The 17,733-nt window shown below is 43.2% G+C and carries 14 protein-coding genes; 8 read left to right on the plus strand and 6 right to left on the minus strand.

The genetic code is table 11. The features are described from left to right. Positions 1 to 209: 209 nt before the first annotated feature. On the plus strand, positions 210 to 605 hold the full coding sequence (locus tag NYR53_RS21635; RefSeq protein WP_261301235.1) for a hypothetical protein: 396 nt from the start codon (positions 210 to 212) through the stop codon (positions 603 to 605). 696 nt (positions 606 to 1,301) lie between these two features. On the opposite strand, the gene NYR53_RS21640 is transcribed toward NYR53_RS21635, so the two are convergent. Further along, complete coding sequence (locus NYR53_RS21640; RefSeq protein WP_261301236.1) at positions 1,302 to 3,329, minus strand: beta-galactosidase; 2,028 nt, start codon at positions 3,327 to 3,329, stop codon at positions 1,302 to 1,304. Between the two features lie 143 nt (positions 3,330 to 3,472). On the opposite strand from NYR53_RS21640, the gene NYR53_RS21645 reads away from it, so the two are divergent. Next, on the plus strand, positions 3,473 to 4,273 hold the full coding sequence (locus NYR53_RS21645) for an AraC family transcriptional regulator (RefSeq protein ID WP_261306475.1): 801 nt from the start codon (positions 3,473 to 3,475) through the stop codon (positions 4,271 to 4,273). 52 nt (positions 4,274 to 4,325) lie between these two features. Further along, entirely contained in the window at positions 4,326 to 4,970 is a 645-nt protein-coding gene (locus NYR53_RS21650) for a DsbA family oxidoreductase (RefSeq protein WP_261301237.1), read from the plus strand. 66 nt (positions 4,971 to 5,036) lie between these two features. On the opposite strand, the gene NYR53_RS21655 is transcribed toward NYR53_RS21650, so the two are convergent. Then, positions 5,037 to 6,428, minus strand: coding sequence for an MFS transporter (locus tag NYR53_RS21655; protein WP_261301238.1), 1,392 nt, complete (start codon positions 6,426 to 6,428; stop codon positions 5,037 to 5,039). 224 nt (positions 6,429 to 6,652) lie between these two features. Here NYR53_RS21655 and NYR53_RS21660 point away from each other — a divergent pair, with 224 nt between their 5' ends. Both NYR53_RS21660 and NYR53_RS21665 read left to right on the plus strand, forming a co-directional pair. Next, positions 6,653 to 8,740: an LTA synthase family protein gene (locus tag NYR53_RS21660; RefSeq protein WP_261301239.1), complete on the plus strand. Its 2,088-nt coding sequence runs from the start codon at positions 6,653 to 6,655 to the stop codon at positions 8,738 to 8,740. A 60-nt stretch (positions 8,741 to 8,800) separates the two neighbouring features. Further along, positions 8,801 to 9,184, plus strand: a complete 384-nt coding sequence (locus NYR53_RS21665; protein WP_261301240.1) for a YmaF family protein — start codon at positions 8,801 to 8,803, stop codon at positions 9,182 to 9,184. A 71-nt stretch (positions 9,185 to 9,255) separates the two neighbouring features. On the opposite strand, the gene NYR53_RS21670 is transcribed toward NYR53_RS21665, so the two are convergent. After that, complete coding sequence (locus NYR53_RS21670; RefSeq protein ID WP_261301241.1) at positions 9,256 to 10,236, minus strand: aldose 1-epimerase; 981 nt, start codon at positions 10,234 to 10,236, stop codon at positions 9,256 to 9,258. Then, on the minus strand, positions 10,233 to 11,111 hold the full coding sequence (locus NYR53_RS21675; protein ID WP_261301242.1) for a CPBP family intramembrane glutamic endopeptidase: 879 nt from the start codon (positions 11,109 to 11,111) through the stop codon (positions 10,233 to 10,235). Before NYR53_RS21675 ends, NYR53_RS21670 begins: the two co-directional genes overlap by 4 nt. Positions 11,112 to 11,294: 183 nt before the next feature. On the opposite strand from NYR53_RS21675, the gene NYR53_RS21680 reads away from it, so the two are divergent. Continuing rightward, a complete protein-coding gene (locus NYR53_RS21680; RefSeq protein ID WP_261301243.1) occupies positions 11,295 to 12,650 on the plus strand; it encodes a sensor histidine kinase in 1,356 nt (451 codons plus the stop codon). A 20-nt stretch (positions 12,651 to 12,670) separates the two neighbouring features. Beyond that, positions 12,671 to 13,369 carry a response regulator transcription factor gene (locus NYR53_RS21685; RefSeq protein WP_261301244.1) on the plus strand — a complete coding sequence of 233 codons (699 nt, stop codon included), beginning with the start codon at positions 12,671 to 12,673 and terminating at the stop codon, positions 13,367 to 13,369. Here NYR53_RS21685 and NYR53_RS21690 read toward each other — a convergent pair. Next, a complete protein-coding gene (locus tag NYR53_RS21690; protein WP_437180192.1) occupies positions 13,366 to 14,226 on the minus strand; it encodes a YitT family protein in 861 nt (286 codons plus the stop codon). The two genes, NYR53_RS21685 and NYR53_RS21690, sit on opposite strands and share 4 nt — an antisense overlap. Before the next feature lie 244 nt (positions 14,227 to 14,470). Between NYR53_RS21690 and NYR53_RS21695 the strand changes: the two genes are divergently transcribed. Beyond that, complete coding sequence (locus NYR53_RS21695; protein ID WP_261301245.1) at positions 14,471 to 16,582, plus strand: LTA synthase family protein; 2,112 nt, start codon at positions 14,471 to 14,473, stop codon at positions 16,580 to 16,582. Between the two features lie 122 nt (positions 16,583 to 16,704). Here the strand turns inward: NYR53_RS21695 and NYR53_RS21700 are convergent, their stop codons facing one another. Further along, positions 16,705 to 17,724, minus strand: a complete 1,020-nt coding sequence (locus tag NYR53_RS21700) for a Gfo/Idh/MocA family protein (RefSeq protein ID WP_261301246.1) — start codon at positions 17,722 to 17,724, stop codon at positions 16,705 to 16,707. Between the last annotated feature and the right edge of the window lie 9 nt (positions 17,725 to 17,733).

Genomic DNA, 17,733 nt, shown 5'->3' on the forward strand with positions numbered 1-17,733 from the left:
TCTTGTTTATATTATACCAAACAAACGTTCTCTTGTGAAGCTCTTTTATTAAAAGAACTCTCATTTTATGTATATGAATTCTTATAAAGTACAAACTTTTGGTTTCAGACTTTTCGAGCTGTGAGATATACTTTGTAAAAACGAAATTCTGTGACATATACAAAAATGCCAATTTGTTTCAAGCTCTCTGCAAGTTTGCTTTTTTTGGTATGTCTGGTAGTTCCGGCAGTTCCGGCAGTTACGGCAGTTCCGCGCAGTTCCGGCAGTTCCGGCAGTTCCGGCAGTTCCGGCAGTTCCGCGCAGTTTCGGCAGTTCCGGTAGTTCCGGCAGTTCCGCGCAGTTCCGGCAGTTCCGCGCAGTTTCGGCAGTTACGGCAGTTACGGCAGTTACGGCAGTTCCGGCAGTTCCGCGCAGTTTCGGCAGTTACGGCAGTTACGGTAGTTCCGGCAGTTCCTCGCAGTTTCGGCAGTTCCGGTAGTTCTGGTAGTTCTGGTAGTCCTGGTAGTTCTGGCAGTTCTGGTAGTTCAGGTAGTTCAGGTAGTTCTGGTAGTTCTGCTAACTCCGCTAACTTTGGTATTATGTTTATTTCAGGTTATTTTTTGTAGTCACTGTAGTCCATTTTGTACGAACGGTTGAGTTGAAAAATTAAGTTGATGTTGTTTAGTTGAGACCGTCGATTAATTGTTGAGAGAATTCTGACTAACAAATTTAGAGTAAAGTATCGTTCTTGAGATCGTTTTAATCGTTTTAATCATTTTAAACAATTTTATTTTTTCAATGAGACAAACCACTTAAGAAAATCGATATAAATTGATTACCTTTACTGCAATAAACAATGAATCGACGGTCTCTGTTTGAAATACTATTAGAAGAATTACTTTAAAATTGATTTTGTAATCAGCAATCAGCAATCAGTTGTTATTAGTTATTAGTTATTAGTTGAAAATTTTTATTTTCTCATTCATTGTAGATACCACAGAATTTACGTTTTGTTGATGAGTAGCATGGACTAACTTATCCACTCAGTAACTGAAAGTATCTTAACTATTATTACTAATTTTAAAAGATATTTGACTACTTTAGCCATTTCAAGGCCATTTTACTAACATTTGTACACTGTTCTCATTCATTGTAGATATCACAGAATTTACGTTTTGTAGTACATTAGCCTGGCCTGACTTTTCTACTCAGTTACTGACAGGACGTTCTGTTTGTTGTTAAAGTGAAATTTCACAAAAAAATGAAAATAACCTCTATCTTAAGACTGAGGTTATTTTCCGAAAAGGTATAGAAGTTTATGGTCAACTTATTGATAGAATAAGAACGCCTTTTGCTGAAAGAGTAACGGTATTGGTGACTGGTTGACTTTCTAATATATCCATTCCCTTTAAGGTACCTAAATCTACATTAACGGGTTGATCATTGTGATTCAGGATAAACAGATATGTTTCACTCTCATTGGTTCTTTGTGAAATTTCAACACCAGGAACTGGGGTAATAGGTGCTATTATCCCTTTTTCTTTACACAAATTAGCTAGGAACCCCTGCAAAAAGGATGGTTCAGGACTAGAGGCTACATACCAAGCTTGACCTACCCCGAATTTATTTACGGTGAGTGCTGGCATTCCTTTATAGAAATCGCTGCCATAGACCGCTTTTATTTCGGCTCCTTCTGAATGGATTAGGTCACATAGAAGTCCACATTGGTACTCGCCGCTGAGCGCTCCCCACGGTTCATTTATCACGATTTGGTTGCTTTGGTCAGGGAAAAGCGCATCGATTTCTTCTGCCCAAATGCCGAGCACCTCGCGTAATTCCCCAGGGTAACCGCCAAGTGAGACGATATCGTTCTCATTGACTATTCCGCTAAAGAATGTCGTCAGGAAGGTTCCTCCTGAACGGACGAAGTCCTCCACTCGCTTTGCATAGCCTTTTTTCACCATGTAAAGCACAGGTGCGATAACGATGTCATAGTTTGATAGATCTGTGTCTGTACCAATTAGATCTACTTGAATATTTTGCTGAAATAGAGCGTCATAGTATTTGTGGACTTCATCTACATATTTGAGTGCAACGGTCGGTCCACTGGACAACTCAATCGCCCAGCGATTCTCCCAGTCGAAAACGATGGCAACCCGAGCATTGATTCTAGTATCTAACAGCTTGTCTGAGAGTTTTTGCAATTCAGATCCTAGCTCCGCGCATTCGCGGAAAACACGAGTATGTTCATGTCCAACGTGCTCGATGACGGCTCCATGATATTTCTCGCATGCACCTACTGATCGGCGGAGTTGGAAAAACAACACGGTATCCGCTCCACGAGCCACAGCCTGATAACTCCAAAGCTTCATAACTCCTGGTCGTTTGAGTGAATTGTAGGGCTGCCAGTTTTGTTGGCTCGGGGTTTGTTCCATAAGCATGAATGGCTGTCCTTGTTTCAAGCCGCGCATAAGGTCATGTGTCATAGCTGTCAAACTAATAGGTGTATTTAGGGATGGATAATTATCCCAAGAGACGACATCAAGATGCTTTGCCCATTTGAAATAGTCCAATGGTTTATATAGTCCCATTAAATTTGTTGTAATGGGTATGTCAGGTGTATGTTTTTTGATGGCGTTATATTCAAGTTTGTAACACTCTAACAAGCTATCAGACATAAAACGGCGGTAATCGAGAGAAATTCCTTGGAAGTTGGTATTATCCACGCCCCATTCTTCGGAAAGGGCATTTGGCGGAACAATCTCTTCCCATTCATAGAAAGTATGACCCCAAAAACCCGTATTCCACGCTTTATTCAAAGTTTCGAGTGTTGTATAGCGCTCTTGGAGCCAATTTCGGAAACTGTCCGCGCAATGGTCGCAGTAACAATAGCCACCGTATTCATTAGAGACATGCCAGATTAGTACTGCAGGGTGATCCTTGTAGCGTTCTGCAAGCTTTTCTGCAATTCGTTCCGAATATTTCCGATAGGTAGGGCTGTTTGGACAAGAATTATGTCGTCCTCCAAATTTACGTTTACGCCCCTCGAAATCAACTCGTAATACATCTGGATATTTACGTGCCATCCATGCAGGATGAGCCCCTGTACTTGTTGCAAGGCATATGTAGGTTCCGTTTTCAAACAGTCGGTCGATAATTTCATCCAGCCATGCAAAGTTGTAAGCATCTTCATTCGGCTGTGAAAGCGCCCAAGAAAAAACATTTAAGGTCACAACATCAATCCCTGAAAGATTGAACATCCGTATATCTTCATTCATGATCTCTTTGTCCCATTGTTCTGGGTTGTAATCTCCACCATACCAAATTTTAGGAAGTTTCTTGTTAATCAAGATTTGCACCTCTTTACTTTATTATTAATATAAGAATAAGTACATTGTATTGGATTATTTTCTAGCTTAAAATATAATATTCTTGCACATCTATATAATAAAATGGAACAGGATCGTGAGAAATGCATAAAAGATATGAATTAATGCCCTCAACTGCGCAACCGTACCCATTATTTATAGAAAGTATTGGTCACCATGAGGATCAAGAAAAGTTAATTAGACCTGAGGGGTTCCCTAGTTATCATTGGCTGCAAACTTTTGCTGGTGAAGGGGAATTCACTATGGAAGGAAAAAAATTCCGCCTAACCAAAGGTTCAGGGGTTTTATTGCTTCCAGGTATACCTCATTCTTATTGGGCACTAACTGAACAATGGTGTACGCAATATGTCACTTTCGGAGGGACTTGTGCAGATGCCATTCTTCGTTCCTTTGATTTGATGGAGTCTGCTATTTTTCGTTGGGATGAGGAAGGCCCGCTGCATGTGGAAATAGGACGAATTTTGGCCAATATGGATGCTGTAGACGAATATTCGGGGTATGAAGCCTCTGCGGATTTATATCACTTTCTAATTCAGCTAAAAAAGCATGGACAAATCAATAACCGCGCCTCTATTCGCAATCAAATGGTTCAGCTGCAACCGTTATTGATTTGGCTTGATAGTCACTACCATAACCCTGATATCGGACTTGAAGTAATGGCTGGGATCCTACAGATTACACCTAGACACATGAATACACTGTTTCAACATGCCTTTGGGCTGTCTCCTTATTCCTATTTAATTATGATGCGGCTTCGGAAATCTAAAGAGATGCTATTGAAGCAGCAGCATCAGACTGTCAAGGATGTGGCTGAGCAGGTAGGTTTCCGAGATACAAGCCACTTTGTCGCGAGTTTTCGCAAGCACGTCGGACTAACACCCGAGCGGTTTAGGCAAATGAATTAGTGTGCTATAATAAAAATATAGTAACTATTTTTTCATTAAAGGAGTCTCATTTATGATTATTGAAATATTTCAAGATATCGTTTGTCCATGGTGCCGTATCGGCAAAAAGAATTTGACTGATGCGTTAACCAATTTTACAGCGGAGCCTGTTGAAATCCACTATCGTGCTTATCAACTTGACCCTTCAACACCTCCAGAGGGATCACCCTTCCGTGATGTTATGCTCCAAAAGGTTCGTGCGGATGAAGCTAAGCTGAATGGCATGCTGCAGCAGGTTACTCAAGCTGGTCAAGCGTCAGGTTTACATTTCGATTTCTCAAAAGTTGAGAAGATGCCTAACACGTTAAAGGCACATCAACTCATCGCTATCGCACCGGAAGATCACAAAAAAGATCTTGTTGACGATTTGTTTAAAGCTTATTTTGAAGATGGAAAAGATATTGGAAATGTGGATATTTTGCTTGATTTCGCTGAGAAACTCGGCATGAATCGGGAACAAACCTCTGCTCGCTTAAATGCAAAGGAAGGGTTAGAGCAGGTCGAGGATGATCTTGATTTTGCCAGACAAGCTGGGGTTTCGGGAGTTCCCTTTTTCGTTATCAATCGTAAATATGCACTTACTGGTGCTCAGCCTTCGGCTACCTTCCTGCAAGCCCTGCAGCAAATCAGTGAGGAGCAAACGGAAGAAGAGGCTTAAAACAAACAAAACCGACTCTCTCATTATTGAGAAGTAGTCGGTTTTTTTGTTTATAACACGAAGGGATTAAGTTGTCTGCAGCTTTTTCCCAAATATTTGCTTGTAAAATAATGCACTAATAATCACTACAACCGCAAAAATTAGGAGAAGATTGCTGTAAGGCACAGCTTTTATTGTACTCAAAACGGGATTTTTGTAAAACTCCATCATGCCGCCATCTAACAGTTTGGCAACAAGTGCCGTTCCTACGGCGCCTGAGATAAACGAAATGAGATTAAATAATCCCATCCCTACACCTGTCTCATGCACCTCTAACGTCAATGAAACACGGTTAGCTAAAGCAGTCTGAATAAAGGAAAAACCAACATAGGTCGGAAGCAATGCTGCTGAAATGAACCAAGGGGAATGACCTACCGTAAGGGCAATGGCCGCGAGACTTACAAACAGAAGCCCCATTCCAATGTAGACTACGAAATTATTTCCTTTCTTATCTGCCAAATTACCGCCTATTGTTCCGAACACAACAGCGCAAATCGCACCAGGGAACAGAATGAGACCGATCGTACTCGTACTCAAGTCATTGACTGTCGCCAGCATCAAAGGAATAACAAACATAATCCCCATCACTGTACAGAAGATGAGAAAACCAACGATCAAACCGCCACGAAGCAGCTTGTTACGGAACAAGGCAGGCTCGATGAAAGGCTCTTTAGCTCGTCTAATATGGGCAACGAACCAAATGAATAAGACTACGCTCGCGGCCAAATAGTACCAATGAGGGAATGATAAATATACCGTGATACCTGCTACGGAAAAGGCAACGAGGGCTGCGCCAAGAATATCAACACTACCTTCTTTTCGCTTCTCCTCAGGTAAGATCTGTCTGAAGAAAGGAATTGAAATCAGTGTAAATAGTGGAATGATAAATAAATAGGTCCAATGCAAGGTCGATGAGACAAATCCGCCGACAACGGGGCCTACAGCAATAGCAAATGATACGGTTGAAGTTAAAATCCCGAATATTTTCCCTCGATCCGAGGGAGAAAAGTATCGAGCAACTACAACCATGATTAATGCCGGAATAGCTGATGCGCCTGCACCTTGAACCGCGCGGGCAAAAATGACGGCTGGATACCAAGCCTGAAGAAGAAAGCCCAGAGCGGAACCTGCACTATAGATGACGATTCCTGCAACAATTAGCTTTTTCAAGCTGAAAATATCGGATAAGCGGCCATAAATAACAGAGCCTATCCCAAAAAAGATAATAAATGTGGTGAGTACCCAACTCACACCTGTCGGGGTAATCGCGTATTGCTTGGCGATCGCTGGCGTGGATACGTTAAAAACGGTCTCGTTCAACACCGCGAAAAAAATAAGAAAAATAATCCATGGCACAGCCTTCTTGGCATCTATAACCTTTTCTTGTGTCATGTCTGTTGCTGTAGCAACATGCTGCATGGTCTCCACCTCCATTTTCTAAGTCTCCAGCCATCTTATCATAAGAGTTTCTTATATTGACCGGAAAAAACAATTACAATCAACTAACTGTAATATATTTCATAACAATTAACTGTAATAATAAATGTTATAGTTAGGACTGTCAAGGGCTATCTTTCATCTTTTTCAATAATATAAGATAATGGACGAATGGAAATGGCTCATATAGAACAGGAGTTATAAGAATGACTAATTTAATTCAAACACTTAAGCATGTACCCTCTCGCGTTTTGATTATCGTATTACCTTTGCTACTGATGGGCATGGTTGAATACCTTGAAAGAGGCTCCTACGAAGAACTTCATAAATGGGTCACGTCTCACCCACTTTCCATGGTTCTTGCCTACTTTGTTGTTGGTACTATGTATTTGTTCCTTATTGCATTAACGGGTCGAAGCCGGTTATCCTTTTGGACGCTATGTGCAATTTTGCTCCCTCTAGGAGCTATTAGCGGCAGTAAATCAAAAGCCATTGGAGCGCCCTATTATCCTTGGGACCTCGTATTTAATAATCAAATTGTTGAATACAAGGCATTTTTGCTAGCGTATCTTAATTTTAGAATTATAGGTACAGTTGTGATCTTGCTGGCGATAATTGCTTTATTATTTCATTTGGTTTTGCTGCATCGACGTATCCAATTCACTTGGATTGAACGTAGTATTTATGCCATCATTGCCATTGTTATGGCGACTAGTCTTTATACGGACAAGCCTATTCCTTTCATGAATCTTTATGGCATTTACACGGTGCCTTGGGATCAAACGATCACCTACGACGAAAATGGATACTTGTATTCCTCCGTACAAATGTTAGGTTTTCTGAAGGTCGCAAAACCAGATGGTTATAGCAAAAAAGCCATTACGTCCATTCTGGAACAAATTCCTGAGAAAAAAGCGACGAATGACAAAAAGCCAAACATCATCGTGATGCTTGGAGAAGCCTTCTGGGATCCAACGATCATGAAAAACATCACATTTAGTCGAGATCCAATTCCAAATTTGCACCAATTACAAAAAACATTCACCAGCGGTTGGATGTTGTCCCCTCAATTCGGAGGCAGCACTGCGAACGTTGAATTTGAAGTCCTATCAAGTAATTCCATGCGATTCTTTGGAAAATCACCGGATAAAATATTGCCTTACATTGAGTATATGAATCATGGCGTTGACTCTTTAGCCAGTATTACGACGAGGCAAGGTTATACCGCCACCTCCATTAACCCGTTCTTCAGCTATTTCTTCGACAGCAGAAAGGTATATAAGCATTTTGGGTTTTCACGATTCATTGCCAGTGAGTTTTTCCCAAATGATTTTGAAGGCCCTAACTATGCGGACCGCGCTGTTGTAAAGAAGATTATTGAGGAAACGGAGAAAAGTCAGGGTCCTGATTTCATTTTCGCGAACACGATGGAGAATCATCATCCCTTCAAACCAGGGAAATTCGTCAAAAATACAATTGAAGTGAAAGGAGATATCTCACCTGAATCCAAGGGTATTTTAGAGACATACGCCCAGGGTATCTCGGGTACTGACAAAGCGCTGCAATCCCTTGTGGAGTATTACTCAAAAAAGTCCGAGCCAACGATTATTCTCTTTTTCGGGGATCATTTACCTTTTTTCGAGGAAAATTATAAGGTTTACCGCGATGCCAAGTACGTTCTTCCTGATGATCCGGATCTATATACAAAGACTCATTACACGCCTTTCTTGATTTGGAACAATTTCCTGCCTGCGGATCAAGAGAAAAAGGATCTTAAGATCAGCCCATCGTTTCTAGGTCCCAAGGTTCTTCAAATGGCTGGTGTGCAGGGCAGTTACTATACAGACTATCTCTACGAATTGTCGCAAAAAATTCCTGTTATTCCGCCAAATGAGATGTGGGACAAGTATCAAATCAAAGAAAGTGATCTCTCCGACTACATGAAGCTTCAATACGATAACTTATTCGGAGGCCGTTATGGGTACGAAGCCAAGGGCTTTAAAAACTCGATTGTACAACCTGGATATACCTTGGGCTACGGCGATCCCGTCATAACAAAGGTGACTCAAGTTGAAAACAAACTCCAGGTTGTTGGTAAGCCCTTTTATTCTTCCTGCAATGTTTATATTGATGGTGTAGCTTTTAAATCCAATTTCGATGGTGAAGATACGCTCTATGTCGATCTATCAGAGAACCCACCTTTAGAGCCTGGGAAACCGCATCAAGTCGAAGTACGTATTCACGATGATAAAAAGATGAAGATCGGCCAGTCGAACCTTTATCCACTCCCCTAGTCATGACTCTAGCCCCCCTCGAATAGGATGAAGCATATCCTGTAGCCGAGGGGGGTTTTCATGCACCCACGTATACCGCCTGCTCATGTTCATTTCTTTAAAATAATAACATCAGAAGAATTAAACCATCATCACTTATTGCGACTATATACATTTAGTGTAAACGGTACAGCTTACGACAATCACGTACATCAATACCAAGGCATTTCCGGCATCCGATTTGGCCATTATCATGCCTATTATGGTACGACTGGTCCTGCCATTGCGCTCCAAGATGGAACTCACTTTCATTTACTTGATGGCACTGTTGAGCTGAACGCCTACAACACCTCGCGTGGAGGTGCGCTGGTAAAATCGAAGCAAATAGAAGGTCTTATTAAGGAGCTCCACCGACACAATTACGCTGGTTATTCATCTGTTGGTCTCAGCTACGAGCCTTGGTGAGCCATCATGAAACGGAAAACAAAAAGAGTCAAGTATGAAGGATGACCCTTCACTTGACTCTTTTTTGAGTGTTATTGCATTGGTTCAATATGGATTGACCAATTGAATTTGAATGATTCTCCCGGTTCTAAGCCTTGAGCACCCGAAATTTCTGGAGAAAAGGACTCGTTAAACACGTTCATGATACTCGTATAAGGTTCAAGCGACACAGCTTCCGTCCACGGCGCTGTGAATAGCACATGAATGGGGAACTTATCTCCCATGTCGTACACGAGCTTAGTCCCTCGAGCTTCATAATGAAGCTCGCAGGTTTGCGGGCCTGGCTCGATGCTGAGCATTTGCGAGCCGCCTGGGTAATTCGGCAGCTCCGTGACGAGCGTGCCTTCCTTCAGCGCCGCAGTGAGTGGCGAAGATGCGGGCTCCGCCGCCGCGTAGCCATCCGCGCTGAGCGGCCACTCTGCCGCCGCGGGGATCATGACCCGCACGCGGCTCTCTTCGCCCTTCGCGAACGCGAAATACGGGTGAAAGCCAAGAGATAGCGGCATCGTTTGGCCGCTGCGGTTGGCGATTTCACCGCTGAGCGACAGCGTACCGTCCTTCAGACGGTACGTGAAGCGAAAGCATGCGGCGTGTGGATAATACGCCAGCATGTCCGGATGCTCCGCGAAGTCGAACTCCGCGGAGACATACGCCCCGCCAGCGGCATCCGCGCCGCTGGCAATGACCTTCCACGGCCGCTCGCGCAGCTCGCCGTGGGCGTGGTCTGGCTCCCGATTCGCGGGGAGCCTGTATTCGCGGCCTTCGAAGGAGAAGGCCGCAAGCTTGACGCGCCCCGGCGGGAACAGAATGGGCACGCCGTAGCGCGAAGACTTGACGCGAAGCTCAGCCAAGCTGGCTGGCTTCGCGATGTAGGCCTGGTTCCGCACATCGAAGCGGAACAGATGCAGTCCGACGGCCGGGATAACTTCGGCCTCGGCCTGGGCATGATGGTCGACTAGGCGCAGGGTCAACTCCCCGTCCCACTCGCTGCTGATAATCTCGTACTGACTCATAATGAATCCTCCTTAGTATCTTGTATTTGCTTAGAACGACCTTGATAGTATGTAGATATCAAAACAATTCCAAGTATAAGGATGATGGTGGTGACCAAGCTGCCTTCAGCCCCAAAATCAGCTCCAGAAATAAATGAAGCTCCCTGTATCTCGGACTTAATGAGCGACGACATCGGTGTACCGGATACTTCGAATCCGAGAATACAACCCTGAAAAAAATTCCAAGACAAGTGCATGCCTATCGGCATCCACAAACCGCCGGTGTACTCTCGACTTAAGGCGAACAATAGGCCTGCTAGAAGTAAATTCAAGACTGGAAGCGGCGAATTCCACATGCCTGGATTAAATGTATGCAAGAAAGCAAATACAACGGTTGAAACCGTTATGCCGGATATGGTGCCGAACCTTTGTTTCACCAGTCCTTGTAAATAGCCGCGTGCGAATAACTCTTCATTAACCGCAACCCCTATGAAGAGTAAAAAGCCCCACGTCAGCTCGAGCCCGAGCGTTCCAGTCCATTGCAACGATACGATCTTAATCCCACCCAGCAGCCATATCCCTGCACTGCTGATCGTAATGAGTAAAGCGCCTGCAGCGAAGCCTTCTCCTAATCTTCTGCCAAGCAGATGAGTATGAAGTCCAAGTGTCCAGCCTTTACGTCTTTCGAAAATGGCATATGAAAGCATAACCCCGCTAACAAAACCAATGATTTGCGCCCATAAAGCCGCCTTTATAAAGAATGGATCTGCAGCAACTCCTGCCATACTTAACTCCTGAGATGTAGGATGCCTCAGAATAGATACAACCGCGGCTACGATTGATAATAACACGGTAATAACAACAATAAAAACGAGTGTTAATAGTACTTTACCCACGATCGTTAGTATGGATAAAAACTTAGACTTGTTTTCCTCTATAAGGTTCCACTCCCTTCTAAACCACTTATTCGAGAATTATCGCCTATATCCTGCCAGTCTCTGAAGGAAAGGATACTCTTGTGCAAATGTTGGCTCCATGCCACAATAGAAGAAACATTAGACTCATTTGACGGAGGAAACATGCTTTTCGTTCTATTTGCACTCTGGATCATCGCCTTGGGGCTTGTCATGGTAGATCCACGATCCAGTACAATGCGCTGGATGAGCGCCATTGCTTTTACCGGTGGCTTCGGCGCGCTTGCTGCCGTTTTATCAGAAACTTTTATCCCCTATATTCAGCAAACAGTACCCAATCCATCAATTAGTGCTCTACTTAATCGCGTCATGGGTATTAGCTCACTGATATCCTACTATGGTTTACCATATTCATTTGTCATGCTCTCTTTGAGATATAACGCATCCTGGCAGAAACCAGCCATCCAAACGTGGCTGCCAATAGGTCTACTCCTTCCTCCCATTGCCTGCATCCTATTCACACCTGGTTATACGGAGGAAATGCCTATTACCTTTCCCATCGTAGCCTCCTGGGCTGTTCCTTACATTTTCATAGGCACTGTACTTATTGTACTTAAAACAGAACGGCTTCCGGCAATGAAACGAACGCATTTGTTCACCTGCTTAGCCCTCCTCCCGCCTATCCTTTGTGTAGGGATACTTAATTACGTTATGCCGAGCTTCGGTTTTTACCGTATGTGGGTCTATCACGTATGGATTCTTGCTTTCGTTGTACCTTTTTTTGTATTTACCTTTTTCAAATACGGTTTTCTCGGCATGCGCCTGCTCATTGAACGTCGTAAGCTCGACTCGACGCTCCGCGCCATCACATCGGGAACAACGATTTTAAACCATTCGATTAAGAACGATGTCGGGAAAATGCGTTTGTTCCTCGAGAAAATGAAGCAGTATGCCGAGGAAACGAATCAGCAGGAACTTATGCAGGACATCGATGTCGTTATGGGGTCCTCCATGCATATCCGTGACATGATTAGCCGAGTACACGAACAAACCCAAGAGCTCCCTCTTCGGGAATCCTCAACTAATTTAGATGTGCTTATTCATGAAGTCCTTCTTCCACTTAGACCTTACCTTAGTAAGATCCAGGTGAACCAGAACATCCCAGAGAATTTAATTCTTCATTTAGATCCTATTCAAATTGCGGAAACGTTAACTAATATACTCATGAATGCAGTAGAAGCTATGCCAAAAGGCGGCGATCTTACAATTAAAGCGTTTCACGCCAAAAAGAATATTATTTTGGAAATAAGAGATAGCGGAATAGGTATGGAGAAATCCGTGCTGAAGCAAGTATTAGAACCGTTCTATACGACCAAAAGCGACAGTCATAGCAACTTTGGACTCGGACTCGCCTACTGCTACAGTGTCATGAAGAAACATGGAGGGTCCTTGGAATTAAGCAGTTCGCCAGGGAACGGCACGAGTGTGTTTCTAACCTTCCCTGGCAACCGACTAAAGTAGAAATAAAGGGGGATTCCTATTTGGAACCAATTCGTATTTTGATTGTTGAGGATGACCTTGATTGGCTTCGCGGCCTTAAAGCTTTTTTGAGTCGTCAGCCAGATTTGAGTGTCGTGGGCACTGTATCAACAGCAGAAGAGGCAAGAGAACTATTTGCTAATGCAGAACCAGAAGCCGATGTCGTACTTATGGATATTATGCTGCAAGATGAGCCAGCGGGCATTGGTCTTGCTGAACAAGCGCTCTTATCTTGGGGAGCTAAAGTCATTATGCTTACCTCTATGGAGGAGAAAGATTTCATCTTCCGTTCCTTTCAAGCCGGTGCTATTGACTATCAGATCAAATCCCGATTCGAAGAGCTTCCTGCCATTATTCGAGCTGTGCATGCACGTCAATCTTCCATTAACGCGGCAGTAGCTGAACAAATGCGAGAGGAATTCCGCAGACTCAAACGGTTAGAACACCAATTCAAAGTCAAAGAAGTCAGCGATCTAATCACGCCAACAGAGCTTCAGGTGCTGGAAATGATTGATCAAGGACATACGCAAACCGAAATTGCAAATCGCTTTTTCATATCGTTGCGAACCGTCAAAATTCATGTGGGGCATATCTTGAAGAAACTAGGTAGTCCGAGCAGCAAAGATGCCGCACAAAAAATCAGAGACTTGGGTTTGTTTGAACGAGGAAATGAAAGCGGCGGAAACGGCAAAGGGGACTAATGGATGTCCCGCTTCTTGAAACGTCCGCCTTTGACATCGTGGATATTGCCAACTGCGAGAAATGCTGCAGGATCGAGCTCATCCACGATGGATTTTAACTTCGCTTCCTCCAGCCGCGTAATGACACAGAAGATGACCTTCTTGTTATCTCCCGTGAAGCCGCCTTCCCCTTCCAGATAAGTGACACCGCGCCCTAAGCGGTCCAGTATAGCTTCACCTATTTGTCTGAAGCTATCACTGATAATCCACACGGACTTCGACTCATCAAACCCTTCAATGGTCACATCAATCATTTTATAGGCAATAAAATATGCGATTAGAGAATACATCGCACGATCCCAACTGTATACAAATCCTGCGCTGCCTAGAATGAATAGGTTGAAAAACATAACAATCTCGCCTACGGAGAACGGTATCTTTTTGGAAACGAGAATCGCAACAATTTCTGTTCCATCCAGAGATCCCCCGAAACGAATCACCATTCCTACCCCAATACCGAGAATAATGCCGCCGAATACAGCTGCAAGCAAAGGATCATTGGTTAGCTCTTTCACGGGGTGTAGCAGATACGTTCCTGTCGACATGATTAGAATTGCGAAAAGGGTTGATAATGCAAACGTTTTTCCTATTAATTTATATCCGATAAACAGGAATGGAAGATTTAATAGAGTCAGAAATATTCCGATTTGAATATTAGTTAGATAAGATAAAATGATGGATATCCCTGTAATGCCCCCGTCAATAATTTTATTGGGGACCAAGAAAATCTCCAATCCAATAGACATTAACACAGCACCTAAAAATAAAAAAACGCTGCGCCGAAGTAAGGCTTTCTTGGTCATTCTTCGATGCTGCATTTGCATTGCCGCTTTTTTCACAAATTGAATTTGTTCTTCTGCCATACAATCCCCTCCATTTCTCTAACCTCTATACATACATTTCTCGACAAAACCATCTATTTCCTGCAAATTAAACCTTTCTTTTGAGACTTTATTATAAAAATTGTTAGATATAATACCATCGAATATTAACGTAGGCCATGGTATAATGGTGGCTGTTATCATTTACAATTTCTTAATTTGAATCTCATAGGAGACATATATGAACCAGCACATTAATCGCTTTTTGCTTCTAACCCGGCAACGATTGCCACTATTATTAATTGCCCTAATTCCTGTTTTGATTATGGAAATTTTGAGCCGCGGACATTATATAGAAATGATTACTTGGAGTTACAAGCATCTGCTTGAACTGGTATTCAATGAATGGATCGTATTCAGCTTATTATTATTGTTCATCGCCATGATCGGCCGGACTAGAATTGCCTATTGGGTCATTTCGGGTATTCTTCTTACCTTGGCCCTTGTAAGTGGCGTTAAGTTGAAAATATTAGGGGTCCCATTGACACCTTGGGACATCGTCTTGGCCGGCGAAGCGTCGGATATGGTGAAATACATCTCTAATATTCTAAGCTTCAAAATTTTGATCATCATTCTGTTGTTCGTAGTGGCCAGTTATTTTTTGTTATACCGCACGACCTTATTCTCGAAAAAGGTTGCCCTAAAAGAACGTGGAATCCTTGCTATAATCGCGATTGCAATGTTGTCTGCGGTTTACACGGATCTCCCCCTTCCGATTCAGAAATGGTGCGGTATCCAAGCATCCGTATGGAACCAAGTTGAGAATACCACAACGAACGGCTATGCATTAGCAACGTTTCTGAATACCAAGTCGATGTTAACCGAAAAACGTGAAGGTTACGATGATAAAGCAGTTGAAGCTATTGTCAGTAATACACCTAAGCCGATTAAAGCCGGGGATCCAAACAACCCTATAAAACCAAACGTTATTGTCGTTTTAAGTGAGGCATTCTGGGATCCAACCGTTATCAAAGGTGTGGAATTCAGTCGTGATCCCATCCCTTTCTTTCATAAGCTGCAGCAGACGGGGACAAGCGGCACGATGCTTTCACCACAGTATGGCGGGGGTACAGCTAATGTCGAGTTCGAGGTATTAACCGGTAACTCTATGCGTTTTCTACCGCAAGGGTCAATCGCCTACAATCAATTCCTTACGAATGAAGTAGATTCTTTGGCAAGTATTTATGCCAGACAAGGTTATACATCAACGGCGATAAGTCCATTCTACAACTGGTATTTCAACAGTAATAGAATATATAAATACTTTGGCTTTTCCAAGTATATTCCAATCGAATATTTTAAGCCTAACTACTCAGGTCCTTATATCGCAGACAGCGAAGTTGCTGCTAATATTATTCATGCGACGGACCAAAGCGATGGACCCGATTTCGTATTTGCCAACACGATGGAAAACCATTTTCACTTTTTCCCGGGCAAGTTTCCCAAAAACACAATCGATGTTACTGGCAATATATCTCCCTCTTCTCAAGGTATGCTTGAAACGCTTGCTCAAGGCATTAATGCCTCAGATAAAATGTTGAAGGAATTAGTTGACTACTACGAGAAAAAGGGTGAACCAACGATTATCGCTTTCTGGGGAGACCACTTACCAGCCCTGGGTGATGATTATGCCACATACATTGACACTAAGTATATTAGCGGCAAAGACGATCCTGATTTCCTGAAAAAGATGTACAGCGTTCCGCTTGTCGTTTGGAACAATTTTGACCATGAGCGCAAAGATACATTAAATATTAGTCCTTCATTCTTAGGCCCTTATCTTATTGAATTATCCAAACAGCAAGGCAGCTATTATACCGATTATTTAAGCCAACTTTCGAAAAAGATCCCTGTCATACCACCGAAAGATCATTATGAGGCCATGAATATTAACGAGCAGGACCTTAAGGATTACGAGACTTTGCAATATGATATCATTTTCGGCGATCGGCATGCTTACAAGGATTATAAAGTTCCCATTATTAATTCTAAGTATATGCTCGGATTTGGACCGATCCAGCTTGATAAAGTCGAATCTGATACAATGGATTTATCTGGTCGTTCAAGTGTGACATTAACGGTGAGAGGAAGCAATATCCCCCCTCTTGGCTATGTTACTTTAAATGGCAAAGCCGTTCCAAGCACTTGGCAAGATGAACATACACTGACTGCCAAGGTCGAAGGCCATTTACTCAAGTCTGGAATCTGGGACATTCAAGTCAATGTGAAAGATTCAAAGGAAACTATCGTTGGTAAATCAAACACCTTGCCGATTGAAATAGGCGGGCGTTAAACGAAGTTAGACGCCAAGCCCCCTTTTCTCTAATTTGAGAATAAGGGGGTTTTTCAACTCCAAGGAAAAAGAAAAGCTCCATCCACGAATGGATGAGCTTTTCATTTCTCGTATGACCTAGATTAAAGGGAGATAATTTTTCCTGTTGCTTCGGATTCAAAAGCTGCAAGTATGACCTGCAAGGAGCGAAGCCCCTCTTCGCCGGAAATACGCGGCTTTTTGCCTTCCAGGATGCTTGTAATGAACTCGTCAATGACACCGCTATGCGTTTGTTTCTCATTCGTTGCGATTTGTCCAACTTTATAACGTTCAACCGTACCATCACGAAGCTCAACGATAACTTGATCATTCGGATCGGTATCAATTTTGATGACACCATTCTCGCACCATAACACGGTTGAGTTGTCTTGACCTTTATAATAAGTCCAGCTAGCGACTAATGAGCCAGTTGCGCCGCTTTTCATGCGAAGCAAACAAGTCGCATTGTCGTCAACATCTGTACCTTCTTTGTGCAGAGTACCCACGAAAGCAGCCACTTGTGCAACCTCGTCAGCAAGCAACCAACGAATTAAATCCGACTTGTGTACACCAAGATCGCCCATCGCACCCATGGTTGCTTCTTCTTTGCGGAAGAACCAGCTTTCGCGGCCGTCCACGCTCCAGCCTTCCGGACCTGGATGTCCGAAAGATGTACGGAATGTCAACACTTTACCCAATTTGCCGGAATTCAAAATTTCTTTGGCTTTGACATGCGGAGGCATCAGTCGTTGGTTGTGACCAACCATTAAAAACACGCCATTTTTCTTTGCCGCTTCAATCATGGCTTCCGCTTCTTCAGCCGTTGAAGCCATTGGCTTCTCAACCAGTACATGAGCACCTGCATTTGCAGCCGCAATGGATACTTCAGCATGGAGAAAGTTCGGTGTACAAACACTAACTGCGTCCACTTTCTCCTGCTTCAACATTTCAGTATAACTGCTGTATGCTTTGCCCCCATGCAGCTGCGCAAAGTGCTCGGCTCTCTCTAGGACTGGATCTACGAAAGCGACGAGTTCAACATTCGAATTCCAAGCATATTCCGGGATGTGTCTATGTTTAGCGATAGAACCGCAACCTACAACGGCCACTTTAATTTTACTCATGTTTATTAA

This window comes from Paenibacillus andongensis, assembly GCF_025369935.1.
GTDB classification, from domain to species: domain Bacteria; phylum Bacillota; class Bacilli; order Paenibacillales; family NBRC-103111; genus Paenibacillus_E; species Paenibacillus_E andongensis.